General features: G+C 51.4%; 22 protein-coding genes, 1 pseudogene and 1 other annotated feature (1 of these 24 cut by a window edge). Of the genes and pseudogenes, 9 read left to right on the top strand and 14 right to left on the bottom strand.

Annotation, left to right across the window (positions count from 1 at the left end):
* Window positions 1–73: 73 nt before the first annotated feature.
* From HVZ39_RS12260 to osmB, 5 genes and pseudogenes are all read left to right on the top strand, one after another.
* The gene (locus HVZ39_RS12260) at window positions 74–2,008 is read left to right on the top strand and encodes an exoribonuclease II (RefSeq protein ID WP_181633655.1); all 1,935 of its coding nucleotides are present in this window, start codon (window positions 74–76) and stop codon (window positions 2,006–2,008) included.
* A 265-nt stretch (window positions 2,009–2,273) separates the two neighbouring features.
* Window positions 2,274–4,264: pseudogene (gene pdeR / locus HVZ39_RS12255) on the top strand (cyclic di-GMP phosphodiesterase).
* 173 nt (window positions 4,265–4,437) lie between these two features.
* Window positions 4,438–4,629: a hypothetical protein gene (locus HVZ39_RS12250; protein WP_161623181.1), complete on the top strand. Its 192-nt coding sequence runs from the start codon at window positions 4,438–4,440 to the stop codon at window positions 4,627–4,629.
* A 95-nt stretch (window positions 4,630–4,724) separates the two neighbouring features.
* Complete coding sequence (locus HVZ39_RS12245; RefSeq protein WP_181633654.1) at window positions 4,725–5,477, top strand: DNA-binding transcriptional regulator YciT; 753 nt, start codon at window positions 4,725–4,727, stop codon at window positions 5,475–5,477.
* 268 nt (window positions 5,478–5,745) lie between these two features.
* A complete protein-coding gene (gene osmB, locus HVZ39_RS12240; protein ID WP_003020583.1) occupies window positions 5,746–5,964 on the top strand; it encodes an osmotically-inducible lipoprotein OsmB in 219 nt (72 codons plus the stop codon).
* 90 nt (window positions 5,965–6,054) lie between these two features.
* Here osmB and yciH read toward each other — a convergent pair whose 3' ends face one another.
* The 5 genes from yciH to pgpB form a co-directional block, all read right to left on the bottom strand.
* A complete protein-coding gene (yciH, locus tag HVZ39_RS12235; protein WP_016153243.1) occupies window positions 6,055–6,381 on the bottom strand; it encodes a stress response translation initiation inhibitor YciH in 327 nt (108 codons plus the stop codon).
* The gene (pyrF, locus tag HVZ39_RS12230) at window positions 6,382–7,119 is read right to left on the bottom strand and encodes an orotidine-5'-phosphate decarboxylase (protein WP_181633694.1); all 738 of its coding nucleotides are present in this window, start codon (window positions 7,117–7,119) and stop codon (window positions 6,382–6,384) included.
* Window positions 7,120–7,308: 189 nt separating this feature from the next.
* Window positions 7,309–8,478: a lipopolysaccharide assembly protein LapB gene (gene lapB / locus HVZ39_RS12225; protein ID WP_181633653.1), complete on the bottom strand. Its 1,170-nt coding sequence runs from the start codon at window positions 8,476–8,478 to the stop codon at window positions 7,309–7,311.
* Between the two features lie 6 nt (window positions 8,479–8,484).
* Complete coding sequence (locus tag HVZ39_RS12220; RefSeq protein WP_006684318.1) at window positions 8,485–8,793, bottom strand: LapA family protein; 309 nt, start codon at window positions 8,791–8,793, stop codon at window positions 8,485–8,487.
* 149 nt (window positions 8,794–8,942) lie between these two features.
* Window positions 8,943–9,707, bottom strand: a complete 765-nt coding sequence (gene pgpB, locus HVZ39_RS12215; RefSeq protein WP_019076872.1) for a phosphatidylglycerophosphatase B — start codon at window positions 9,705–9,707, stop codon at window positions 8,943–8,945.
* Window positions 9,708–9,909: 202 nt separating this feature from the next.
* Between pgpB and ribA the strand changes: the two genes are divergently transcribed.
* Entirely contained in the window at window positions 9,910–10,500 is a 591-nt protein-coding gene (ribA, locus tag HVZ39_RS12210; protein WP_016153247.1) for a GTP cyclohydrolase II, read from the top strand.
* 50 nt (window positions 10,501–10,550) lie between these two features.
* Here the strand turns inward: ribA and acnA are convergent, their stop codons facing one another.
* The 5 genes from acnA to topA form a co-directional block, all read right to left on the bottom strand.
* A complete protein-coding gene (gene acnA / locus HVZ39_RS12205; protein WP_181633652.1) occupies window positions 10,551–13,226 on the bottom strand; it encodes an aconitate hydratase AcnA in 2,676 nt (891 codons plus the stop codon).
* A 267-nt stretch (window positions 13,227–13,493) separates the two neighbouring features.
* Complete coding sequence (locus tag HVZ39_RS12200) at window positions 13,494–13,664, bottom strand: hypothetical protein (RefSeq protein ID WP_165500163.1); 171 nt, start codon at window positions 13,662–13,664, stop codon at window positions 13,494–13,496.
* 3 nt (window positions 13,665–13,667) lie between these two features.
* A complete protein-coding gene (locus tag HVZ39_RS12195) occupies window positions 13,668–13,808 on the bottom strand; it encodes a YmiA family putative membrane protein (RefSeq protein ID WP_220137871.1) in 141 nt (46 codons plus the stop codon).
* A 314-nt stretch (window positions 13,809–14,122) separates the two neighbouring features.
* Complete coding sequence (gene cysB / locus HVZ39_RS12190; RefSeq protein WP_016153251.1) at window positions 14,123–15,097, bottom strand: HTH-type transcriptional regulator CysB; 975 nt, start codon at window positions 15,095–15,097, stop codon at window positions 14,123–14,125.
* Between the two features lie 208 nt (window positions 15,098–15,305).
* Window positions 15,306–17,903 (bottom strand): type I DNA topoisomerase, encoded by a 2,598-nt coding sequence (gene topA, locus HVZ39_RS12185; protein WP_016153252.1) that lies wholly within the window; start codon window positions 17,901–17,903, stop codon window positions 15,306–15,308.
* A 397-nt stretch (window positions 17,904–18,300) separates the two neighbouring features.
* Between topA and HVZ39_RS12180 the strand changes: the two genes are divergently transcribed.
* Window positions 18,301–18,552, top strand: a complete 252-nt coding sequence (locus HVZ39_RS12180) for a YciN family protein (RefSeq protein WP_003020616.1) — start codon at window positions 18,301–18,303, stop codon at window positions 18,550–18,552.
* Between the two features lie 53 nt (window positions 18,553–18,605).
* On the opposite strand, the gene sohB is transcribed toward HVZ39_RS12180, so the two are convergent.
* On the bottom strand, window positions 18,606–19,652 hold the full coding sequence (gene sohB / locus HVZ39_RS12175) for a protease SohB (RefSeq protein WP_016153253.1): 1,047 nt from the start codon (window positions 19,650–19,652) through the stop codon (window positions 18,606–18,608).
* Between the two features lie 210 nt (window positions 19,653–19,862).
* Here sohB and HVZ39_RS12170 point away from each other — a divergent pair, with 210 nt between their 5' ends.
* Together HVZ39_RS12170 and cobO are read left to right on the top strand one after the other, a co-directional pair.
* The gene (locus HVZ39_RS12170; RefSeq protein WP_181633650.1) at window positions 19,863–20,624 is read left to right on the top strand and encodes a YciK family oxidoreductase; all 762 of its coding nucleotides are present in this window, start codon (window positions 19,863–19,865) and stop codon (window positions 20,622–20,624) included.
* Window positions 20,621–21,211, top strand: a complete 591-nt coding sequence (gene cobO, locus HVZ39_RS12165; protein ID WP_016153255.1) for a cob(I)yrinic acid a,c-diamide adenosyltransferase — start codon at window positions 20,621–20,623, stop codon at window positions 21,209–21,211. Before HVZ39_RS12170 ends, cobO begins: the two co-directional genes overlap by 4 nt.
* Window positions 21,212–21,294: 83 nt before the next feature.
* Here the strand turns inward: cobO and rluB are convergent, their stop codons facing one another.
* The 3 genes from rluB to rnm all read right to left on the bottom strand — a co-directional run bounded on the left by rluB (window position 21,295) and on the right by rnm (window position 23,766).
* On the bottom strand, window positions 21,295–22,170 hold the full coding sequence (rluB, locus tag HVZ39_RS12160) for a 23S rRNA pseudouridine(2605) synthase RluB (protein ID WP_006684306.1): 876 nt from the start codon (window positions 22,168–22,170) through the stop codon (window positions 21,295–21,297).
* Between the two features lie 100 nt (window positions 22,171–22,270).
* Window positions 22,271–22,891: an L-threonylcarbamoyladenylate synthase gene (locus HVZ39_RS12155; protein WP_016153256.1), complete on the bottom strand. Its 621-nt coding sequence runs from the start codon at window positions 22,889–22,891 to the stop codon at window positions 22,271–22,273.
* Entirely contained in the window at window positions 22,888–23,766 is an 879-nt protein-coding gene (gene rnm, locus HVZ39_RS12150) for an RNase AM (RefSeq protein ID WP_029139558.1), read from the bottom strand. The genes HVZ39_RS12155 and rnm overlap by 4 nt, the downstream gene beginning before the upstream one ends.
* 156 nt (window positions 23,767–23,922) lie before the next feature.
* Window positions 23,923–23,974 (top strand) — a sequence feature (Trp leader region); it runs 43 nt beyond the window's last position.

The raw sequence follows: 23,974 nt of genomic DNA, 5'->3' as shown, positions 1-23,974 counted from the left end.
AAGAGCGCTTGCCGCAACTGAGAGAATCGCGTAAAACTGTCAGCCGCTCTTTTAGCCACGAAAATAGACAATTATGCTTCAGGACAACCCGCTGCTAGCGCAGCTTAAACAGCAACTGCATTCCCAGACGCCACGTGCTGAAGGGGTGGTAAAAGCCACGGAAAAAGGCTTTGGCTTCCTGGAAGTCGATGCACAAAAAAGCTATTTCATTCCACCGCCGCAGATGAAAAAAGTGATGCATGGCGACCGCATTGTTGCGGTTATCCATACAGAAAAAGATCGTGAATCTGCCGAGCCGGAAGAACTGATCGAACCCTTCCTGACGCGCTTCGTGGGTAAAGTTCAGGGCAAAAATGATCGTCTGTCCATTGTGCCGGACCATCCGTTACTGAAAGAAGCGATCCCTTGCCGTGCCGCCCGCGGCGTTGAGCACGACTTTAAAGAAGGTGATTGGGCCGTGGCTGAAATGCGCCGCCACCCGCTGAAAGGCGATCGCACCTTCTATGCCGAGTTAACCCAATTTATCACTTTTGCTGATGACCACTTTGTCCCGTGGTGGGTCACGCTGGCACGCCATAATCTCGAAAAAGAAGCGCCGGACGGTGTGGCAACTGAGATGCTGGATGAAGGTCTGGTTCGTCAGGACTTAACCGCCCTCAACTTTGTCACCATCGACAGCGCCAGCACCGAAGATATGGACGATGCGCTGTATGCGGAAGAGCTGGCCGACGGCAAACTGCAATTAACTGTCGCCATTGCCGACCCTACGGCCTGGATTGCAGAAGGCAGCAAGCTGGATAAAACGGCAAAAATTCGCGCGTTTACTAACTATCTGCCGGGGTTCAATATCCCGATGCTACCACGCGAGTTGTCTGACGATCTGTGCTCCTTACGCGCGAACGAAGTGCGTCCAGTTCTGGCTTGTCGTATGACCATCACCGCGGATGGCGCGATTGAAGACAACATCACCTTCTTCGCAGCGACGATTGAGTCGAAAGCGAAGCTGGTCTACGACAACGTCTCCGACTGGCTGGAAGGTGGCGGTGACTGGCAGCCTGCAAATGACGCGATTGCTGAACAAATCCGTCTGCTACACCGTATTTGCCTGAGCCGCGGTGAATGGCGTCATAACCATGCTCTGGTATTTAAAGATCGCCCGGATTACCGTTTTGTTCTTGGTGAAAAAGGTGAAGTCCTGGACATCGTTGCTGAGCCACGCCGCATCGCAAACCGTATCGTGGAAGAATCCATGATTGCGGCAAACATTTGCGCCGCCCGCGTGCTTCGCGACAAGCTGGGCTTCGGTATTTATAACGTCCATATGGGATTCGACCCGGCCAACGCCGACGCTCTGGCCGCGCTGCTAAAAACCCATGGTATGCACGTTGATGCCGAGGAAGTCCTGACGCTGGAAGGTTTCTGCAAACTGCGCCGCGAGCTGGATGCGCAGCCTTCTGGTTTCCTCGACAGCCGAATTCGCCGCTTCCAGTCTTACGCTGAAATCAGTATCGAGCCAGGGCCGCACTTTGGGCTGGGTCTGGAGGCTTATGCCACCTGGACCTCTCCTATTCGTAAATATGGCGATATGATTAACCACCGCCTGCTTAAGGCCGTCATCAAAGGTGAAACCATCGCCCGCCCTGGGGATGATACCACGGTGCAAATGGCGGAACGTCGTCGCCTGAACCGGATGGCTGAGCGCGATGTGGGCGACTGGTTATATGCCCGTTTCCTGAGTGACAAAGCCGGGACCGATACTCGCTTTGCGGCCGAGATAATTGACGTCAGCCGCGGCGGTATGCGCGTACGTTTAGTTGATAATGGCGCAGTCGCATTTATTCCTGCCCCATTCCTGCACGCCGTTCGGGACGAGCTGGTATGCAGCCAGGAAAGCGGCACGGTGCAAATCAAAGGTGAAGTGGTTTACAAAGTCACGGATGTGATTGACGTAACCATCGCCGAAGTTCGCATGGAAACCCGCAGCGTTATCGCGCGTCCAGCCGCGTAACACGTATCAATCCAGCGACCTTTCTCATTTTGTGAAAGGTCGTTTCTTTTTTCCGCCCAAATTCCCACCACCGCACTACACTTCTTTCATTCGGTCAATTTTATTTTTTTACTTTTTTCAGTTCCGCTGGCTTTGCTTTTTACGGATTCTGGATTAAACATAAATATATAAAAAAAACAATACGTTCAGCCATAATCACCCCGAATGAATCATGGCTACCCATACTTTTGAGGCTCTATGCGCTTTAAACGGGATAGTACACATGATGAAAGACGTCCGGGAGCTGGTTACGTTGTATAGCTATGTGGGCACTCATAACCCCTACTGGCGTTTGTCAGAGGATTGCAACATCCTGCATTTCTCTATCGACGAAGCGTCAGAAGCTGATCAGACCATCGAATTATTACCTGAACAAGCCGATCGCATTCGCGAGATGACGGTGATCACGTCAAGTCTGTTAATGACGTTGCCCATTGAAGATGACGACATTCCCGTGCATCTGGTCGGTCGAAAAATCAATAAGCGCGAATGGGCCGGTAGCGCATCAGCCTGGGATGACACCCCTTCCGTCGCCCGCGATCTGGCCCTCGGCCTCTCTTTTGCCGAACAAGTCGTTTCCGAAGCCAATTCCGTTATTGTCATTCTTGACCGCATGGGCAACATTCAGCGGTTTAATCGCCTGTGCGAAGAGTACACCGGCCTCAAAGAACGTGAAGTCATTGGTCAAAGTGTATTCACATTATTTATGAGCCGTCGTGAAGCAGCGGCTTCACGGCGCAATATTGAGGTCTTTTTTCGCGAAGGTAACTCGTATGAGGTTGAACGCTGGGTCAAGACCTGCAAAGGCCAGCGTCTGTTTCTGTTTCGCAATAAATTTGTGCATAACGGTAGCGGCAAGAACGAAATTTTTCTGATCTGTTCCGGGACAGATATCACTGAAGACGCCGCGCGCAGGAACGACTACGGGTGTTGGCGAATACCGACTCCATCACTGGATTACCAAACCGCAACGCAATTCATGAACTGATCAGTAATGCGATTGAGAACGCGGGCGATACGCAGGTCGGTATTGCGTACCTCGATCTGGATAACTTCAAAAAGGTAAACGATGCCTACGGGCATATGTTTGGCGATCAGCTACTACAAAGCGTGTCGCTGGCAATCCTCAGTTGCCTCGAAGACAACCAGATCCTGGCGCGATTTGGCGGCGATGAATTCATTGTTCTTGCCACCGAAACATCCCAGGGCACACTGGAAGCCACCGCATCACGCATTCTGACGCGCCTGCGCCAGCCCTTCCGCATCGGTCTGATTGAAGTCTATACCGGATGCTCTATTGGTATATCCCTCGCACCTCAGCATGGCCAGGACTGCGAGAGCGTCATTCGTAACGCGGATACAGCCATGTACACCGCGAAAGAAGGTGGCCGTGGACAGTTCTGTGTTTTTTCTCCGGAAATGAATCAGCGGGTATTTGAATATCTGTGGCTGGATACTAATCTGCGTAAGGCACTGGATAACGATCAACTGGTTATCCATTATCAGCCAAAGATAACCTGGCGCGGTGAAGTGCGCAGCCTGGAGGCGCTGGTTCGCTGGCAATCTCCGGAACGCGGCCTTATTCCACCGCTGGAGTTTATCTCCTACGCCGAAGAATCGGGGCTCATCGTCCCGCTGGGGCGTTGGGTTATTCTCGACGTTGTGCGCCAGGTCGCGAAATGGCGCGACAAGGGAATAAACCTGCGCGTGGCGGTAAACGTTTCTGCCCGCCAGCTCGCCGACCAGACGCTTTTTACCGCACTTAAGCAGGTGCTTCACGAGCTCAACTTTGAGTATTGTCCCATCGATGTTGAATTAACGGAAAGCAGTTTGATAGAAAATGAGCAACTGGCGTTGTCAGTCATTCAGCAGTTTAGCCAGTTAGGAGCGCAAATCCATTTGGATGATTTTGGTACCGGTTATTCGTCGCTGTCTCAACTGGCCCGCTTCCCGCTAGATGCCATTAAACTGGATCAGACCTTTGTCAGAGAGATCCACAAACAATCCATTTCACAATCGCTGGTACGGGCCATAGTTGCGGTAGCACAGGCGCTCAACCTGCAGGTCATCGCCGAAGGCGTGGAAAGCGCGAAAGAGGATGCGTTTCTGACCAAAAATGGCGTCAATGAGCGTCAGGGGTTTTTATTCGCTAAACCAATGCCAGCCGCCGCATTTGAACGTTGGTATCGCCGCCACCTGAGTAAAAAACTGCGCTAGTGCAGAGAGAATGAAGGCGATAAATAGCCATAAATGGACATTACATGACGACGCTATCCGCATGTAATCACAGAATATATAATATTCTTCAATCGTTCAGGTTAATACTATTTTTCCCTTCTCTTTTGCCATGAAATTCTGCATCATGAAATTCAAACTCTATTGCCATTAGGATGACGACCATGTCTGATATCGACGCTCAGCGTCTGGCCGAACGTATTGATACCGTGCTGGATATCCTCGTTGCAGGTGATTACCACTCAGCCATCCACAATCTTGAAATTTTGAAAGCTGAACTGTTAAACACGGTCAAAGAAGATGCCGAATCTTTGGCGAAAAAGCAGAAGGCGCCATGGGAGATCTGATGACAGTGATCTTTTGATGTCGCTGCTATCAGCAAACTGCAGATAATGCAGTTTCCGTTTAATTTCCGATACGATATCGCAATAAAATTAATACTATGAATTCCCGACAACAATCTATTTTGCAGATGGTGACCGATAAAGGTCAGATGAGCGTCGCCGATCTGGCAAAAGTCACCGGTGTCTCCGAAGTGACGATTCGACAGGATCTGAACACGCTGGAAAAACAGAGTTACTTACGCCGAGCCCACGGTTTTGCTGTTTCATTGAACAGCGATGATGTTGAAACGCGCATGATGACCAATTTCACTCTGAAACGTGAACTGGCTAAATTCGCTGCATCTCTGGTCAGTCCAGGCGAATCCGTATTCATTGAGAATGGCAGCAGCAATGCACTTCTGGCCAGAACGCTGGCAGAGCAAAAAGATGTCACCATCATCACCGTGAGCAGCTACATTGCTCATCTGCTCAAAGAAACGCCCTGTGAAGTGATACTTCTCGGTGGAATTTACCAGAAAAAAAGTGAGAGCATGGTCGGCCCCTTAACTCGCCAGTTTATCCAACAGGTACACTTCAGTAAGGCCTTTATCGGCATTGACGGCTGGCAGGCTGATACCGGTTTTACCGGACGCGATATGATGCGTTCTGACGTGGTTAACGCGGTGCTGGAAAAAGGCGCAGAAGTTATTGTGTTGACCGACAGCTCAAAATTCGACGCCATTCACCCTTACACGCTGGGTCCATTAGAGCGATTCAGCCGCGTAGTAACGGACTCCAGACTCAGCGCCAGCGTACAAATGCAGCTCGAACATTCAGGATTAATCGTCAATATCATTGATGCCCACGCATAAAATCTTCAGTAGATGGTTTGTCACCAGACAAATCATCTGCTCTCTGAGAGTTATCTGACAATCCAATTAAGACTTTTTACCTGTCGTTAACAGGATAAAGTCGTAAAATTAATGTTAGCGATATAACAGGAACGAACCTCCAACTTCAGGATAGTGTTTGTAATGCCTTCGCTAAACGGTTTCACGGAAATATCTTCGATAGTCTTAATTTGACGCTATCCTTAAAGAACACTGGATTCCGTGAATCAATAATTCAGGAGAAAGTATTATGTTAGTAACGAGCAAAAAAATGACCGCTGCCATTCTGGCGATTACTCTGGCAATGTCGCTGAGTGCCTGCTCTAACTGGTCCAAACGAGATCGTAACACCGCAATCGGTGCTGGTGCAGGTGCAATAGGTGGTGCAGTCCTGACTGACGGCAGCACGCTGGGTACGCTGGGTGGTGCTGCAGTAGGTGGTATTATTGGCCACCAGGTGGGTAAATAATCTACGGTTAAACGGCTCGATATAATAATACGTTTACTTTTTCAGGTCTGTATTATTAAAAAGCCACGGAAAGTTTCCGTGGCTTTTTTATTAACCGCCAGCCAGTTTAACTTTCATTCCTTTAGCTTCCAGCAGCGATTTAATCAGGTCGCGCTTATCCCCCTGAATTTCAATCACGCCATCTTTCACTGCTCCACCGCAACCACACTTTTTCTTCAGTTCTGCGGCTAATTTGGTCAGTTCGGCATCGTCTTGATCAATACCGGTAATCAGGCACACGCCCTTCCCTTTGCGACCACTGGTCTGGCGCTGGATACGAACAATGCCATCGCCTTTTGGGCGCTCAGGCGCTGTTTTCGGTTCATCAATACGCCCGGAGTCGGTAGAGTAGACCAGACGAGAGTTTGAGTCGTTCATTTACGCACCTCGTTTCAGGGAAGCATTGATCATCTTCAGCGTCTGCGCGGGATCGGCCGACTGGGTGACCGGACGACCAATCACCATGTAATCCACACCTGCTAACTGCGCCTGTTCCGGTGTCATAATACGACGCTGATCGCCCGCCTCGCTGCCTTCTGGACGAATCCCCGGCGTCACCAGCTTAAATGCCTGGCCCAACGCCTGCTTGAATCGCACCGCTTCCTGAGCTGAGCATACGACACCGTCCAGACCACAATTCTGGGTTAAGCGCGCCAGTCTTTCAGCATAATCTGCAGGTGACAACGTCACGCCGAGATCGGCGAGGTCGCTGGCTTCCATACTGGTCAGAACCGTCACGGCAATCAGCAGCGGCGCGTCCTGGCCAAAAGGCACTAAGGCTTCACGGGCTGCAGTCATCATACGCACCCCGCCAGAAGCGTGAACGTTAACCATCCAGACGCCAAGTTCGGCAGCAGCGGCAACTGCATGCGCGGTGGTATTGGGAATATCATGAAATTTCAAATCAAGAAAGATGTCAAAACCACGCTGTTGTAGATCGCGAATCAACTGAGGCCCAAAAAGCGTGAACATCTCTTTGCCCACTTTCAAACGGCAATCACGAGGATCAATTCTGTCGACAAAAGCTAATGCTTTATCACGATTAGAATAATCGAGAGCGACAACGACAGGAGAATCGGTAACAGCACGAGAAGAAGATGAAGCAGTAAACGTCATGACCAGACCTTCTTGAGGATGGGCGCCCACGGCGGCGCGAAATGGGTAAACGGCGTGCATTCTACCTGCGGTAATAGAAAATTAACAGGCGCGATTACATTTCTGCCAGGCGAAGCGGCAACGGAGGTTGAGGATGGATCTATTACACCCCAACAGTATGTTGTAACTAAAATGAGATTTTTTAAAAAATTACAGCCCATCAAGTCCGCGAATGGGCTTAATGGTTGACCATGAACGGCAGGATGGACAGTGCCAGTAAAGCGTATACGCGGTAAAACCGCACTTCTGGCAGCTGTAACGCGGTTTACTGCGTACCTGCTCTCCGACCATATCGCGCAGAACCATCAGGCTCTCTTTGGCACGCCCTTCTTCGGCTTCGTGGAGATGATAATCCATCAGCTTGTGGAACACGCGCATCGTAGGATGACGTTGCAGCTGACGAGTGATATAGACCTGAGCGGTATCAGCCCCCTCACGCGCCTCAAGAATATCAGCCAGCATCAGTTCGGCGGCGGCACCAGTATTTTCCTCAACGGCCCGACGTAAAAACTCCGCCCACTCATCGTTTTTCCCCAGATGCTGGTAGCAGTTTTGCAGCATTTCCAGCGTTTCGCTGACCAGCTCTTTATCCTGGGAAATGACCCGTTGCAGGCTTTCAACCGCCTTCGCGTAATCACCTTTTTCCATGTACACGCGACCCATCATGATGGATACCCGTGCACTGTTTTTGTCTGCCGCGGCGCCTTTTTTCAACAGCGTCATGGCGCGATCCATATCGTCGCTGCCCATTTGCTGTAAGGCCAGTTCGCAGTAGAAGTGGGCTATCTCATTACGCTGTTTGTCTTTGCCGAGTTTTACCAGACGCTCTGCTACATCAATGGCTTTTTGCCATTCGCTGGTGGCCTGATAAATTTGCAACAGTTGCTGTAATGCGCCAACCCGAAAATCAGTTTCATCGGTAAGCTGATTGAACATGTCTTCCGCGCGGTCGTACAGTCCCGCGGCCATGTAGTCGCGCCCCAGCTGTTGCACGGCCAGCAAACGCTGCTCGTAGGTCAGCGAGGCACTTTCCATTAACGTTTGATGGATGCGGATTGCGCGATCGACTTCACCGCGAGAGCGGAACAGGTTTCCGAGGGTGAGATGAGCCTCAACGGTGCCTGTGTCCTCTTTTAGCATATCAAGGAACAGATCCACCGCTTTATCTTGTTGGTTGCTCAGGAGGAAGTTAACCCCGGCGACATAGTCACGAGAAAGACGGTTAGCTTCATCCTGCTTGGTTTGTTGCGCACTTCTGCGACCCATATACCACCCATAGGCAGCGGCTACAGGTAAAAGCAGAAACAACAACTCCAACATAAATAATTATTCCTTCACAACCGACGAATCGGCAGATACCGCAACGTCGGTCGCAGGCGCAAGCTGGTTTTCCAGTCGTTTGATTTTACGTTCGGCGCGCGCAAGAGACACACGAACCTTCAGCCAGAAAAGGCCGCAAATTAGCCAACCAATCGCAAACCCTGCGGCAAACAATACAGCAAGCAGCGTAGAGATACGATACTCACCCTGAGCCAGCAGGTAATTAAACGTAACCTGTTGATCGTTTTGCGCACCCAATGTCACCGAAATAACAAAAATCGCCAACACCAGTAAGAAAATGAGTAAATATTTCACATTACTTCCCGTTATGTGGTTTGAGCGAATAAATCGTGTCCAACTTACCGCGTTGAGCCCTTTAAATTACCATTTTCACAACGAGTGCGAAACGGAAAAGCGCTTTCCACTTTCTGATTTGAGGGCAAAATTTGAAAAATCAATCATCGCTAGCTTTCTTGTTCTCGCTGCGCGATTTCTTTTTTCTCCTGCACTGGTGGGGTTAATGGTCCGCATACCCGCTGTGCAAGCCAGGTTGCCAGCGTCACCAGCAGCCACGAAATCAGCGTTGCCACCACCAAATCACGCGGCCAGTGCATGCCTAACAGCAAGCGGCTGCCCATCACGCCGGTCGCCCAGATCAGCAAAAACACAATCGTCAGCGTACGTCTGCGGGGCCATAACAGCCCTACGCCCAGTAAAGCCCAACTGGCGGCAAACATCGTATGTCCGGACGGAAAGGCAAACCCCGTTTCTTTTTGCCAGTGCTTGCGTAAAAACGTTGGAATATCCTGCTGTTCGGCCAATTGTTCTTTGACTAAATGCCCACGATCTTTACGTTTTAAAGTGTAGAACTCATCAACCGGAATATGGTGCGTTTTTTCCAGCCACACGACAAAAGGTCGCGGTTCTTGCACCCTGTCTTTTACCCAGGACTTCACGCCCTGTCCCACTAAAATCGCTGCGGCCAGAATAGCAAACAACATTACCGCGGCTTTAAGACGAAAACGCAGGCACCACAGAAACCATGCACAAAGCGCAACGTGAGTGATAATTCCCCACGGCTGCGTCACCGTTTCCGTTACCCAGTACAAGGACTTTAACCACCAGACATTGTGCCCCGGCTGCCAGCTCCAGCCTGATACCCATACGGCAACCGGCATGATAAGTAGCAGTCCGGTACCCACTGCGGTGCGCTTTGCAATAGACAGCATTGCCTCTCCTTTCGTCGATAAGTATCACAATCATAACTGAAAAATTCACACGTCGGGAAAATTGACAATTTTGTGCCATTCCAAAAGCGAATCCGTGGTCGCGATTAGGTGAACGTCGTTGCCTTATGGCAAAATAGTGTAATACAGAACAGAAGCCGACAGGCGAAGGCACGACGAGTGCCAGCATAATCTGGAGAATTACATGCAGCTTAAACGTGTGGCAGAAGCCAAACTGCCAACCCCCTGGGGTGATTTCCTGATGGTGGGATTTGAAGAACTGGCAACCGGACACGATCATGTCGCACTGGTTTTTGGCGATATCACAGGCCAAACACCTGTCCTGGCACGCGTCCACTCCGAATGTCTGACTGGCGATGCGCTGTTTAGCCTGCGTTGCGATTGCGGTTTCCAGCTTGAAGCGGCCCTCACCCACATTGCTGAAGAAGGGCGTGGTATTCTGCTTTATCACCGTCAGGAAGGACGCAACATTGGCCTGCTCAACAAAATCCGCGCTTACGCGTTGCAGGACCAGGGTTATGATACCGTTGAAGCGAATCATCAGTTGGGATTTGCGGCAGACGAGCGCGATTTCACGCTGTGTGCCGATATGTTCAAGCTGCTGGGCGTGGATGCGGTACGTTTGCTGACCAATAACCCGAAGAAAGTAGAAATCCTGACCGAAGCGGGAATCAATATTGTTGAACGCGTGCCGCTGATCGTGGGCCGTAATCCAAAAAATGAACATTATCTGGACACCAAAGCCGCCAAGATGGGACATTTGCTGGGCAAATAATCGTTGTCACCGCCTATCAAAAAGCCTGCTCTCGCAGGCTTTTTTTAATTTTAATTCAACATATTACGAATCACGTAGTGCAGAATGCCGTCGTTTTGGTAATACGTTAGCTCCGTCGCGGTATCAATGCGACAGCGGCATAGAATCACCTCTTTACGCCCATCTGCGCGTACCATACTCACCGGAACTGTCGCCCCCGGTTTAATGTTTTGTAGGTCCGTAATATCGATCGCCTCCTCACCGGTTAATCCCAGCGTTTTACGCGTGACGCCCTGCGGGAACTCCAGCGGTAAAATGCCCATGCCAATCAGGTTAGAACGGTGAATTCGCTCAAAAGACTCTGCGATAACCACGCGAACGCCCAGCAAACGTGGACCTTTCGCCGCCCAGTCACGGCTGGAGCCGGATCCATATTCTTTCCCGGCAATCACCGCCAGAGGCACGTTCTCCTGCTGGTATTGCATGGCCGCATCATAAATAGCCACCACTTCGGTTCCCGGCAAATGACGCGTCATACCACCTTCCACGCCGGGTACCATCTCATTGCGAATACGAATATTGGCAAAGGTACCGCGCATCATCACTTCATGATTCCCGCGTCGTGAACCGTAAGAGTTAAAATCTTTACGCTCAACGCCATGGCTTTGCAGATAGCGCCCCGCCGGGCTGTCTGGTTTAATACTGCCGGCAGGAGAAATATGGTCGGTGGTAACAGAATCTCCGAGCATCGCCACAATACGCGCACCGTGAATGTCCTGAACCGGATCCGGCGTAGCCTGCATACCATCGAAGAACGGTGACAAACGGATATAGGTCGAGTCAGACTGCCAGCCATAGGTATCAGCGCGATCAACCTGGATTGCTTTCCATTCTGGCGTGCCTTCAAAGACTTCAGCATACTCTTTGTGGAACATGGCGGTAGAGACCTGCTCAACGGCGCGGGCAATTTCCTTGGCTGTCGGCCAAATATCTTTCAGATAAACAGGATCGCCTTTTCTGTCATGGCCTAACGGATCTTTCGTCAGGTTGATATTCATATTCCCCGCCAGCGCGTAGGCCACCACCAGCGGCGGAGACGCCAGCCAGTTGGTCTTCACGAGCGGATGGATACGACCTTCAAAGTTACGGTTTCCAGAAAGCACTGCCCCAACTGTAAGATCGCCTTTTTTGATGGCTGTTTCGATAGGATCGGGTAAGGGTCCAGAGTTGCCAATACAGGTGGTACAGCCATAACCCACAAGATTAAATCCCAGCTCATCAAGGTACGGAGTGAACCCAGCCTTTGCCAGATAATCGGAAACCACCTTCGATCCTGGCGCCAACGAGGCTTTCACCCATGGCTGACGTTTCAAACCAAGCGTGACGGCTTTTTTCGCCAGCAGCCCCGCCGCCATCAATACGCTTGGGTTTGAGGTGTTGGTACAAGAGGTGATAGCGGCTATCACCACCGCGCCGTCCGGCAGCTTATACTGCTGACCGCTCATGGTATAGTCCACTGGCTGACGGTCTTTCAGCGAGCTATTCACCTCGAGTTCATTACTCGCCGAAAAGGCTTTCGGCACATCAGCCAGCGCCACCCGATCCTGCGGACGCTTCGGTCCAGCAAGGCTTGCCTCTACGCTGCCCATATCCAGCTCCAACGAACTGGTAAACACAGGTTCATCCCCTGGGTTACGCCACATTCCCTGCGCTTTGGCATAGGCATTGACCAACTCAACCTGTTCCTCACTGCGCCCACTCAGACGCATATACTCAAGGGTAATGTCATCGATCGGGAAGAAACCGCAGGTTGCGCCGTATTCCGGTGCCATGTTCGCAATGGTTGCTCGATCGGCCAGAGGTAAGGTGTCCAGCCCATCACCGTAGAATTCAACGAATTTACCGACTACACCGTGCTTACGTAGCATCTGGGTGACGGTCAGAACCAGGTCGGTGGCAGTGATACCTTCCCGCAGTTTACCCACCAGTTTAAAGCCCACAACATCCGGGATCAGCATTGAGACCGGTTGACCCAGCATTGCCGCTTCAGCTTCAATGCCTCCAACGCCCCAGCCCAGCACACCGAGACCATTAATCATCGTGGTATGGGAATCGGTACCGACCAGTGTATCGGGATAAGCCACCCACTCACCGTCCTGTAACTCGCTCCAGACAGCTTTGCCCAGATATTCAAGGTTAACCTGGTGGCAAATCCCCGTACCCGGCGGTACAACGCTGAAGCGACTAAATGCCTGCTGTCCCCATTTCAGGAACACATAACGTTCATGGTTACGTTCCATTTCCAGGCGCACGTTTTCTTCGAAGGCATCATCATCACCGAAACGATCCACCGTTACCGAGTGATCAATGACAAGATCCACTGGCGAAAGCGGATTCACTTTTGCCGTATCCCCACCCAGACGTTTTACCGCTTCGCGCATGGCGGCGAGATCGACCACCGCCGGCACGCCGGTAAAATCCTGCATCAGAACACGAGCAGGTCGATAGGCAATTTCTCGATCGGCATGGGCGGTCTTCAGCCAATGCGCAAGCGCATGAATATCATCTTCGGTAACGGAATTACCGTCCTGCCAGCGAAGCAGGTTTTCCAGCAAAACTTTTAGCGATTTCGGTAAACGGGTGATATCACCCAGTGATTTAGCGGCCAGCGGCAGACTGTAATAACGGTAGGTTTTATCTTTAACCTGCAATGTGTCCTTACTGGCTTCTCGTAGGGTCGACGACATAGCTCCTCCTTAATGACAGGGTTGGATCCCCTGATTTTCCTCAGGGTTAGTATTAAAGATAACACAAACAAAATGTAACGCTTTGATAACAACTCAAATTGATAAAAGTGGAGGGCTACAAAAGGGGCAACTGAAGTATCTGGCGAGGAGAAAGGTTTAAGCGGTCAAGGTTAATACGGTGATAAGCATGGCTCATCACGATTGCCCGGAATAAAATATTTGCAGTACAAGACAACGGACTAATAATAATTATAAAATTCGTATCAATTATTGTTTCTGTTCATCATCATCCGCAAACAGATCGATAAACGCCCGTTGTTCAGGAGAGAGTTTCCAGGTCGCTGGAATATTCGGCTTATTCTCTGCGCTGCGTTGACTCTCTTGTTCAGGGTCATCCGGAGATGGCATCACGGTGGAGCGTTGTTCCAGTGTGGACATGACCTACCCCCACACGTTCCAGACCACGAGCGCGACAATAACCCAGAACACGGCAGATCCAAGAAACACAGCGAACCAGGCTTTACGTTTCATCACGGGATCCCGGCGTGCTGGCTGGTTTCCTGAAGGCATCGCTAACCTCATACTATCGAAATCACTTATCATTTAAGCACCAAACAATCGGTACAATTAATCATCAGATAGGAGGAATCCTAATAAAAAAGGTCAAAAAAAGCCAGTTAATTTTCATACTCGACCTGATAAATAAATTAATTATTTGATCGGTTATAAATATTTGAGAGGGATTTTTGGCGACCTTACTAATTTGAAACTACTTTAGCAAGTGTTTACCATAAACAATATATGGTTAATATATAGAGGAAAAATATTGAATAGATTCAGACTCTGCCGTCGGTATCGCTTTATGTTTGAGGATACCGACGAGGTAACAGCCGTTATTATTTCTCAGGCAATTTAATATCTTTAAACATGGCTTCAATATCGTCGTTGGAACGTAGCGCCACCGCAGTATCCACCACATCACGCGTCAGATGCGGCGCGAAACGTTGAATAAAATCATACATGTAACTGCGTAAAAAAGTGCTGCGACGAAAACCAATCTTGGTGGTGCTATGGCTGAAGATATCATGGGCATCAACGCGCACCAGGTCAGGGTCGGAGACAGGATCAACCGCCATACTGGCAATTACCCCCACGCCGAGGCCCAGGCGTACATAGGTCTTAATGACATCGGCATCGGTCGCGGTAAAAACTATACGCGGCTCAAGCCCCGCACGGTTGAACGCGGTGTCCAGTTCCGAACGTCCGGTAAATCCAAACGTGTAGGTCACCAGCGGGTACTGCGCCAGTTCTTCAATGGATACGGCGGATTTGCCCGCCAACGGATGGTCCGGCGTAACGACAATCGAACGGTTCCAGTGGTAGCAAGGCAGCATCACCAGATCGTCATACAGGTGCAGGGCTTCCGTCGCGATAGCAAAATCTGCATTCCCTTTCGAGACGGCTTCGGCGATTTGCGTCGGCGATCCCTGGTGCATATGCAATGAGACGCGAGGATAACGCTCAATAAAGCCTTTAATGACGTTCGGCAAAGCGTAACGCGCCTGAGTGTGCGTGGTGGCGATATACAGTGAGCCTTTGTCCGGCCAGGTATGTTCGCCAGCAACGGACTTAATGGCGTCCACCTTCGACAAAACTTCTCGCGCGATTCGAATGACTTCCTGGCCCGCTGGCGTAACCTGGGTCAGGTGCTTACCGCTACGGGCAAAAATCTGGATGCCAAGTTCATCTTCCAGCATACGAACTTGCTTACTGATACCTGGCTGCGAGGTATAAAGCCCTTCCGCCGTTGAGGAGACATTAAGGTTGTGGTTCACCACCTCAACAATGTAGCGAAGCTGCTGTAATTTCATGTTAAGCCATCCCGATTTGCGCCATCAAATCATCGTTTCAGAGCAGGCTCGTTGGCGCTGCTAATACGATTTAATAATAAAAAGTGTGTTAACTATAACCACTATATCATTTCTATGTGAGCTGTATAGGGATGACAAAAAATAATACGCCAGAAACAAAAAGGGCCGCTTACGCGACCCTTTGAGGAGAAACTCAGCCGGAATGCTGTTATTTCTTCCCTTCGACCCATTTACCGTCAACGAAGAACGCGGACCAGCCGGTCGCCTTACCGTCTTTCTCCGCAGCAACGTATTGCTGCTTGGTTTTACGGCTGAAACGAACCATGGACTTGTTGCCGTCTGGGTCAGTCTGCGGCGCATCTGCCAAATAGCGCAGTTTTTCCGGCAGACGATCGCGGAAGCGGTACAACTCTTCAACCAGCGGCGCACGTGTCTCACGTGATTTCGGGAACGTATTTGCCGCCAGGAAGATACCTGCAGCACCATCACGTAACACGAAATACGCATCAGATTTTTCACACGGCAGTTCTGGCAACGGAACCGGATCCTCTTTCGGTGGAGCAACTTCACCGTTACGCAGGATCTTACGGGTATTTTTGCACTCGTCGTTGGTACACGCCATGTACTTGCCGAAACGTCCCATTTTCAGGTGCATTTCAGAGCCACATTTCTCGCACTCAACGATAGGACCGTCATAACCCTTGATGCGGAATTCGCCTTCTTCGATCTCATAGCCATCACAGGTAGGGTTATTACCGCATACATGCAGCTTGCGCTTAGGATCGATAAGGTAGCTGTCCATCGCCGTGCCGCACTTCTGGCAGCGACGTTTGGCGCGCAAAGCGTTGGTTTCCGCATCGTCGCCTTCCAGCACGTTCAGCACTTCGTTTTCCGGCACCAGGTTAATGGTGGTTTTGCAACGCTCTTTCGGGGAAAGCGCATAGCCAGAACAACCCAGGAAAACGCCGGTGCTGGCGGTACGAATACCCATCTTGCGACCGCAGGTTGGGCAATCAATGCTGGTCAGCACCATCTGGTTCGGACGCATACCGCCCTCTTCAGGATCTTTCTCGGCTTTATCCAGTTGCTGAGTAAAATCAGTGAAGAAGTTGTCGAGTACGCCCTTCCATTCGGCTTCGTGATTTGCCACCTGGTCGAGGCTGTCTTCCATCTGCGCGGTAAAATCGTAGTTCATCAGTTCGCGGAAGTTTTCTTCCAGACGATCGGTGACGATTTCACCCATTTTTTCAGCGTAGAAGCGACGGTTCTCAACGCGAACATAACCGCGATCCTGAATCGTAGAAATGATCGACGCATACGTGGATGGGCGACCAATCCCACGTTTTTCAAGCTCTTTCACCAGCGAAGCTTCACTGAAGCGCGCAGGCGGTTTGGTAAAGTGTTGCGCAGGTGTCAGTTCGATGAGCGTCAACGTATCGCCTTTATCCACCGCAGGTAAAATGCGGTCTTCATCGCCCTTACGCAGCGCAGGCATCACTTTCGTCCAGCCATCGAAGCGCAGAATACGACCACGCGCCTTCAGACGGAAATCACCCGCACCCACCGTCAGCGTGGTGGAATCATATTTAGCAGGCGTCATCTGACAGGCAACAAACTGGCGCCAGATCAGCTGATACAGTTTTTGCGCATCGGCTTCCATATCTTTCAGCGATTCCGCCTGAACGGCGACATCGGAAGGACGGATAGCTTCGTGCGCTTCCTGCGAGTTCTCTTTGCTGGCGTACTGGTTCGCGCTCTCCGGCAGATACTTTTTGCCGAAATTATCGCTGATGTAATCGCGAACCATGTTCACCGCATCCTGGCTCAGGTTGGTTGAGTCAGTACGCATATAAGTGATGTAGCCCGCTTCATACAAGCGCTGCGCCATCATCATGGTTTTCTTCACGCCGAAGCCCAGACGCGTGCTGGCGGCCTGCTGTAGCGTGGAGGTGATGAACGGCGCACCCGGCTTGCTGCTGGTCGGCTTATCTTCACGTTCCAGAACGCTGTAGCGCGCTTTTTCCAACAGGCTAACGGCGGCAAGCGTTTGTTCCCGGTTGACCGGACGGAACGGTTTATCATTCTGATGCGTCACCTCAAGCGGTAACGCGTCACCGCCTGGCGTGGTCGTGTTAGCATCAATTTCCCAGAACTCTTCAGGAACGAATGCTTTGATTTCGCGTTCACGCTCAACCACCAGACGCACGGCAACCGACTGTACGCGGCCTGCTGACAGGCCTCGCGCAATTTTTTTCCACAGCAGCGGCGACACCATATAGCCCACAACACGGTCCATAAAGCGGCGCGCCTGTTGCGCATTGACGCGGTCGATGTTCAGCTCGCCCGGCTTTTCAAACGCCTGACGAATAGCGTTTTTGGTAATTTCGTTAAACACCACGCGACTGTAGCGGGTGTCGTCGCCGCCGATCACTTCCCGCAGGTGCCACGCAATGGCTTCCCCTTCGCGGTCAAGGTCGGTTGCGAGATAGATGTGGTCGGCTTTTTCAGCCAGTTGCTTCAGTTCAGAAACAACTTTTTCTTTCCCGGGCAGCACTTCATAGCGCGCATCCCAGTTGTGCCACGGGTCAACACCCATACGATTGACGAGAGCGCCACGTTCATCCTTTTTGGGCTTTTTAGCCGTTTTGGTGGAGGTTGAGTCGGCGCTCTTTTTAGTTGCTGAGCCACTGGTCGGCAAATCACGGATATGACCGACGCTGGATTTCACCACGTAGTCATTACCCAGATACTTGTTGATCGTTTTGGCTTTTGCCGGGGACTCAACGATGACAAGAGCTTTACCCATATTCACCTTTACCTAATTTGATTCTTCCAGAATGCGTCGCACGTTGATTCACCTTCCACTGGCGACGAGACATCGATATGGTCTCTGCGTCGGCGGATATCAACCCTTAAACTGATTCGCGCTTGTAATGTAACTCTCATGTAACTGAGTTAACAGGCTTTTTCGCTCACAAACGCTATAGCACGACGGAGTATTGGTCGAATGTCAAGCAAATCTGTTGCCAGATTGACGAAAGCGTCACACTGTACCTGATAAAATGCGTTACGCAACTTTATTAGCATGCAAAAACAAATCTCGCCACTTGCAACACTGTCGTAAGACCTTCATTTAAGTCAGGGAATATTTGCCCATAAGCCGGGCTCGGCGTAGACTAATGTCCTTGTTTAAGGAGTAAATAATGCATAAAGACACTCAACCCATCGATCGCGAAACACTGCTGATTGAAGCCAACAAAATCATTCGTGAGCATGAGGACACGCTGGCGGGGATTGTCGCCACCGGCGTAACGCAGCGAAATGGCGTGCTGGTTTTCAGCGGAGATTACTTTTTAGACGAGCAAGGGCTACCGACGCCCAAAAGTACGGCGGTGTTTAATATGTTTAAACATCTGGCGCACGTACTTTCTGAAAAGTATCACTTGATCGATTAACACGAGAAATGATTTGCCGGATGACGGCTGCGCCTCATCCGGCAATTACAATTTTACATCAGCGGTTTTTGTCCTCGCTGCCACCAACGCATCAGTAAACGATCGGCGCTCTCGGCGGCACTGCCGGTAAAACGGTCCATCAGTTTTTTACGCTGCAGATAACGTACGTTTAATACGTCACGACCGTCCATCAGTCCGAGGATCACCTCATCGCTGGTATTGATCTCATCCACCAGCCCGTTGGCCAGCGCCTGTTGACCAAACCAGTGTTCACCCGTGGCAACCTGCTCAATGTCCAGAGCCGGACGCATGCGCTGTACAAAATCTTTAAACAGATGATGGGTTTCGTTCAGGTCTTCGCGGAATTTCTGCCGCCCTTCTTCCGTGTTTTCACCAAGTAAGGTCAGCGTACGCTTGTACTGTCCGGCGGTGTGCAGTTCGATATCAATATCTTTCCCTTTCAGGAAGCGGTGAAAGTTCGGGATCTGTGCCACAACGCCAATAGAGCCGACAATAGCAAACGGCGCCGAGACAATTTTATCCGCCACGCAAGCCATCATATATCCGCCGCTCGCAGCGACTTTATCTACCGTAACGGTCAGCGGGATCTGCTTATCGCGCAGACGTTGTAACTGGGACGCGGCCAGGCCATAGCCGTGTACTACGCCGCCCGGACTTTCCAGACGAACTACGACCTGATCCTGGGGTTTAACGACCGCCAGCACTGCCGTCACCTCTTCGCGTAATGCGCTGACCTCATGGGCATCCATACTGCCTTTAAAATCAAGTACCCATACCCGTGGTTTATCAGATGACGTACTGTCTCCCAGTTTCGCTTTTGCCTTAGCGGCCTTCGCCTCAAGTTTGTGTTTCTTTTTCTGCGCCTTATGCCAGAATTTTTGCTGATGCCCATCCAATAAAGCCAGCGACAGGTCTTCTTTCATCTCTTTATATTGATCGCTGAGATTAATAACCCGCAATTCCCCACGCTGACGTTTGCGTTGTGTCGCGTTTACGATCAGCATAACTACCACCGCAATAGCCACCACGACAGTGACAATTTTTGCCAAAAACAACCCATATTCAGACAACAATTCCACGTGACCCACCTTGGTTAAACAACGCTACTTTCGCTCAGTGTACAACAGCCTTGTTAACCCGTCTTGCTTCATCCATTCAGTAAAAAGCATGACAACGCGTTCATTTTGCGGTGTTATTGCCTTTGGCTGATTGAAAAAGAACAGGGTTTAAGGCATAAAGCCCAAAAGTTATCGCGAACGAGATGGCCAGGACGTCGCCGAGGAGTAGCCGTGCATTATCAACCGAAACAAGATCTTCTACAGGACCGCATTATTCTGGTCACCGGTGCCAGCGATGGTATCGGGCGTGAAGCCGCACAGACCTACGCGCGTTACGGCGCGACCGTGATTCTGTTAGGGCGTAACGAAGAAAAACTGCGTCAGGTTGCCCGCTCCATCGCCGAAGAAAAAGGTACGCAACCACACTGGTTCACGCTGGATCTGCTCACCTGTACGTCTGACGAATGCCACCAGCTCGCACAGCGCATTGCCGCGCATTTCCCGCGTCTGGATGGCGTATTGCATAATGCCGGATTGCTCGGTGACATTTGCCCGATGAGCGAGCAAAACCCGCAGGTATGGCAGGACGTGATGCAGGTAAACGTGAACGCCACCTTTATGCTGACTCAGGCATTGCTGCCGTTGTTGCTCAAATCCGATTCCGGATCGCTGGTCTTTACCTCCTCCAGCGTCGGTCGCCAGGGGCGCGCCAACTGGGGGGCATACGCCACCTCCAAATTTGCTACCGAAGGAATGATGCAGGTTCTGGCTGATGAATATCAGAACCGCCACCTGCGCGTAAACTGTATCAATCCTGGTGGAACGCGTACCGGCATGCGAGCCAGCGCGTTCCCGACGGAAGATCCGCAAAAATTGAAAACCCCCGCCGATATTATGCCGCTCTACCTGTGGCTGATGGGCGATGACAGCCGCCGTAAAACCGGTATGACTTTCGATGCCCAGCCGGGCCGTAAACCAGGAATCGCCCAATGAGTGAAGAACGCTATCAGCAGCGCCAGCAGCGCGTAAAAGACCGGGTTGACGCCCGTGTTGCCGCCGCCAGAGACGAGCGCGGGATTATTATTGTGTTCACCGGAAATGGTAAGGGTAAAACCACCGCCGCGTTCGGTACCGCCACACGCGCAGTAGGCCACGGTAAAAAAGTTGGCGTAGTGCAATTTATTAAGGGGACGTGGCCAAACGGTGAACGAAACTTACTCGAACCCCACGGCGTTGAGTTTCAGGTCATGGCGACAGGATTTACCTGGGAAACGCAGAACCGCGAGTCCGACACCGCAGCCTGCATGGCCGTATGGGAACACGGCAAGCGGATGCTGGCCGACGCAGAGCTGGATATGGTGATACTGGACGAGCTGACCTACATGGTTGCATACGACTATCTGCCACTCGACGAGGTCATCAATGCCCTAAACGCGCGCCCTGCCCATCAAACGGTTATTATCACCGGTCGTGGATGTCATCGCGATATTCTGGAGTTAGCGGATACGGTCAGCGAACTGCGGCCGGTTAAGCACGCCTTTGAAGCGGGCGTGAAAGCCCAGATGGGGATCGATTACTGACAGTAGGCCGGATAAGGCGCTTACGCCGCATCCGGCTCCACGCTAACGCCTGATGGCGCGTTGCTTATCAGGCCTACTCATGATTAACCGTTGTTGCTGCGACCGCCCGGACGACGGCTGCCGCCAACCTGAGAGTGGCGCTTCACCGCACGGCGGATCTGGTTTGCCTTCATACGGCGACGATCTTTCTCGACGGCAACTTTAGAGGTGGTTTCCGGCTTCAGTTCCACCAGTTCACGCAAATAGTTGGTCTGCGCGAGGTCAAGTTCCGTCCAGCCGCCACGCGGCAGGCCCTTCGGCAGTGGGATATCACCGTAACGTACACGGATAAGACGACTTACCTGCACGCCCACGGCTTCCCACAGGCGACGGACTTCACGGTTACGCCCTTCGGTCAACGTGACGTTATACCACTGGTTGATCCCTTCACCGCCGCTGAACTTGATCGTTTTAAATGCGGCCGGACCATCTTCCAGCTGCACGCCACGACTCAGATCGCGCAGTTTTGCGTCATCAACCTGACCAAACACACGCACCGCATATTCACGTTCAACTTCGCGGCTTGGGTGCATCAGACGGTTCGCCAGTTCGCCATCGGTGGTAAACAGCAGTAAACCACAGGTATTCACGTCCAGACGTCCCACGGCAATCCAGCGCGCATCGCGCAGTTTTGGCAGACGATCAAACACGGTCGGACGACCTTCCGGGTCGTTACGGGTACACAGTTCACCTTCTGGCTTGTAATAAGCCAGAACACGGCAGATTTGCTCCGCAGATTCTTTCACCGAAATCAGATGACCGTCGATACGGATTTTCAGACCCGGCGTAACTTCAACGCGATCGCCGAGCGTGGCAATTTTGCCATCAACGCTCACGCGACCCGCGGCAATTATGGATTCAATTTCACGGCGAGAACCGTGGCCAGCGCGCGCCAGCACTTTTTGTAACTTTTCGCTCATAGAGCTTCCTTTAGATGTCGCCTTCACAGGCGTCGAACAGGAGAATCAACGGCGCCAGTCAGCGCCATTTTAAGGCCGCGTAGTATAGCGGTTCGCGCCCTTATAAGAAAGGTTTAACGTCGCCGACGCCTTCGCGCAATACCACCGGGGAATCATCGGTTAAATCAATGACCGTGGTTGGCTGCTGACCGAGATATCCACCGTGGATAATCAAATCCACCACTTTCTCCAGACGATCTTTGATTTCTTCCGGATCTGACTCGGTAAATTCGCTGCCCGGCAGCATCAGTGATGTAGAAAGCATAGGCTCGCCCAGCGCTTCCAGCAGCGCCAGCGCAATCGGATTCGAGGGTACACGCAAACCGATGGTCTTACGTTTTTCCTGCAACAGTCGACGTGGTACTTCTTTCGTCCCCTTCAGGATGAACGTGTAGTTGCCCGGCGTGTTGTTTTTAATTAAACGGAAGGCCACGTTGTCGACAAACGAATAGGTCGACAGTTCGGACAGGTCACGACACATCAGCGTAAAGTTGTGCCCGTCCGGCAGGTGACGGATGCGACAAATGCGCTCCATTGCGCCTTTATCTTCAATTTTGCAACCCAACGCATAGCCGGAATCAGTTGGATAGACGATCACCCCTCCTTTACGCACGATTTCAACGGCCTGATTGATCAGGCGCTGCTGTGGGTTTTCGGGATGAATATAAAAAAACTGGCTCATACTTTCCTCTCTGTGGTCTCGGGCTGTTCCCAAAGTTGCCAGACGCCTTCTACACCTGCGGGCAACCAGAGTTTACGACCCAGCTCAATCCATGGGCAGGGTAGATGAAAATCAGACCCTTGCGATGCCCACAGTTGATGCTGACGCGCAAGCGTCGCCAGATGGGTGCGTTCATTGGGAGACTGCTGGCACTGTGCCACTTCCATCGCGTCGCCGTGATGTTCAGCAAAATGCGCAACCAGTCTTTTCAGCCACTTAGCGCTAAGATCGTACCGCCCAGGATGAGCCAGAACTGCCTTACCGCCAGAATGATGAATGACATCAATAGCTTGTTCTATTGTACACCACTGTGGCGGAACGTAACCGGTTTTCCCACGAGCAAGATATTTTTTAAAGACATCCGCCATGGTTGTGGCTTTTCCGCATTCCACCAGGAAACGCGCAAAATGCCCCCGAGTGATCGCCCCGCCATCAGCCAGGCGTAATGCCCCTTCCCACGCGCCGGGAATATGCGCTTTGTCGAGTCGTTCAGCAATCAGGCGCGCGCGCTGCTGACGACGTTCCGTTTGCTGCGCCAGAAATTCGCACATCATTGGATGGGCGATATCAATGTTCAGACCCACGATATGGATCTCATGGTTTTCCCAGACTGTTGATATCTCGACGCCAGGGATCAAATTTAACGCTAAACCCGCACGTGAAATTTCTTCTCTTGCCGCCGCAATACCCGCCGTGGTGTCATGATCGGTGATCGCCAGTGTACCGACTCGCATCTCTACCGCACGGTGTACTAAGGCTTCTGGCGTTAATCGCCCATCGGAGGCTGTAGTATGACTGTGCAGGTCATAAATCACTGCGTAATTCGTGTCGCTCAATGCGGCTCCCGTTTCACTAAATGTCTTAACCCGCCCATCATAGCGGTTTAGACAAATATACTGAAATCAGGTGTTGACTTTATTCCATCGAACTAGTTAACTAGTACGCAAGTTCACATGAAGAAGGTATCTGAGATGAAAGCAACATATGTTCTGCACGGTTGGTGGCGCACTTCCTGATTTCGGGCAGTGTCTTACGTCTGCAATA

Source organism: Citrobacter sp. RHB35-C21 (genome assembly GCF_013816515.1).
In the GTDB taxonomy this organism is placed as follows: domain Bacteria; phylum Pseudomonadota; class Gammaproteobacteria; order Enterobacterales; family Enterobacteriaceae; genus Citrobacter; species Citrobacter braakii.
This window is presented reverse-complemented; position numbering and strand designations above follow the sequence as displayed.

Bases quoted from the DNA above. Each gene is read 5' to 3' on its own strand.
- HVZ39_RS12260 (WP_181633655.1), top strand. From the start codon at position 74: ATGCTTCAGGACAACCCGCTGCTAGCGCAGCTTAAACAGCAACTGCAT.
- HVZ39_RS12250 (WP_161623181.1), top strand. From the start codon at position 4,438: ATGACGACCATGTCTGATATCGACGCTCAGCGTCTGGCCGAACGTATT.
- HVZ39_RS12245 (WP_181633654.1), top strand. From the start codon at position 4,725: ATGAATTCCCGACAACAATCTATTTTGCAGATGGTGACCGATAAAGGT.
- osmB (WP_003020583.1), top strand. From the start codon at position 5,746: ATGTTAGTAACGAGCAAAAAAATGACCGCTGCCATTCTGGCGATTACT.
- yciH (WP_016153243.1), bottom strand. From the start codon at position 6,381: ATGAACGACTCAAACTCTCGTCTGGTCTACTCTACCGACTCCGGGCGT.
- pyrF (WP_181633694.1), bottom strand. From the start codon at position 7,119: ATGACGTTTACTGCTTCATCTTCTTCTCGTGCTGTTACCGATTCTCCT.
- lapB (WP_181633653.1), bottom strand. From the start codon at position 8,478: ATGTTGGAGTTGTTGTTTCTGCTTTTACCTGTAGCCGCTGCCTATGGG.
- pgpB (WP_019076872.1), bottom strand. From the start codon at position 9,707: ATGCTGTCTATTGCAAAGCGCACCGCAGTGGGTACCGGACTGCTACTT.
- ribA (WP_016153247.1), top strand. From the start codon at position 9,910: ATGCAGCTTAAACGTGTGGCAGAAGCCAAACTGCCAACCCCCTGGGGT.
- acnA (WP_181633652.1), bottom strand. From the start codon at position 13,226: ATGTCGTCGACCCTACGAGAAGCCAGTAAGGACACATTGCAGGTTAAA.
- HVZ39_RS12200 (WP_165500163.1), bottom strand. From the start codon at position 13,664: ATGTCCACACTGGAACAACGCTCCACCGTGATGCCATCTCCGGATGAC.
- HVZ39_RS12195 (WP_220137871.1), bottom strand. From the start codon at position 13,808: ATGAGGTTAGCGATGCCTTCAGGAAACCAGCCAGCACGCCGGGATCCC.
- cysB (WP_016153251.1), bottom strand. From the start codon at position 15,097: ATGAAATTACAGCAGCTTCGCTACATTGTTGAGGTGGTGAACCACAAC.
- topA (WP_016153252.1), bottom strand. From the start codon at position 17,903: ATGGGTAAAGCTCTTGTCATCGTTGAGTCCCCGGCAAAAGCCAAAACG.
- HVZ39_RS12180 (WP_003020616.1), top strand. From the start codon at position 18,301: ATGCATAAAGACACTCAACCCATCGATCGCGAAACACTGCTGATTGAA.
- cobO (WP_016153255.1), top strand. From the start codon at position 20,621: ATGAGTGAAGAACGCTATCAGCAGCGCCAGCAGCGCGTAAAAGACCGG.
- rluB (WP_006684306.1), bottom strand. From the start codon at position 22,170: ATGAGCGAAAAGTTACAAAAAGTGCTGGCGCGCGCTGGCCACGGTTCT.
- HVZ39_RS12155 (WP_016153256.1), bottom strand. From the start codon at position 22,891: ATGAGCCAGTTTTTTTATATTCATCCCGAAAACCCACAGCAGCGCCTG.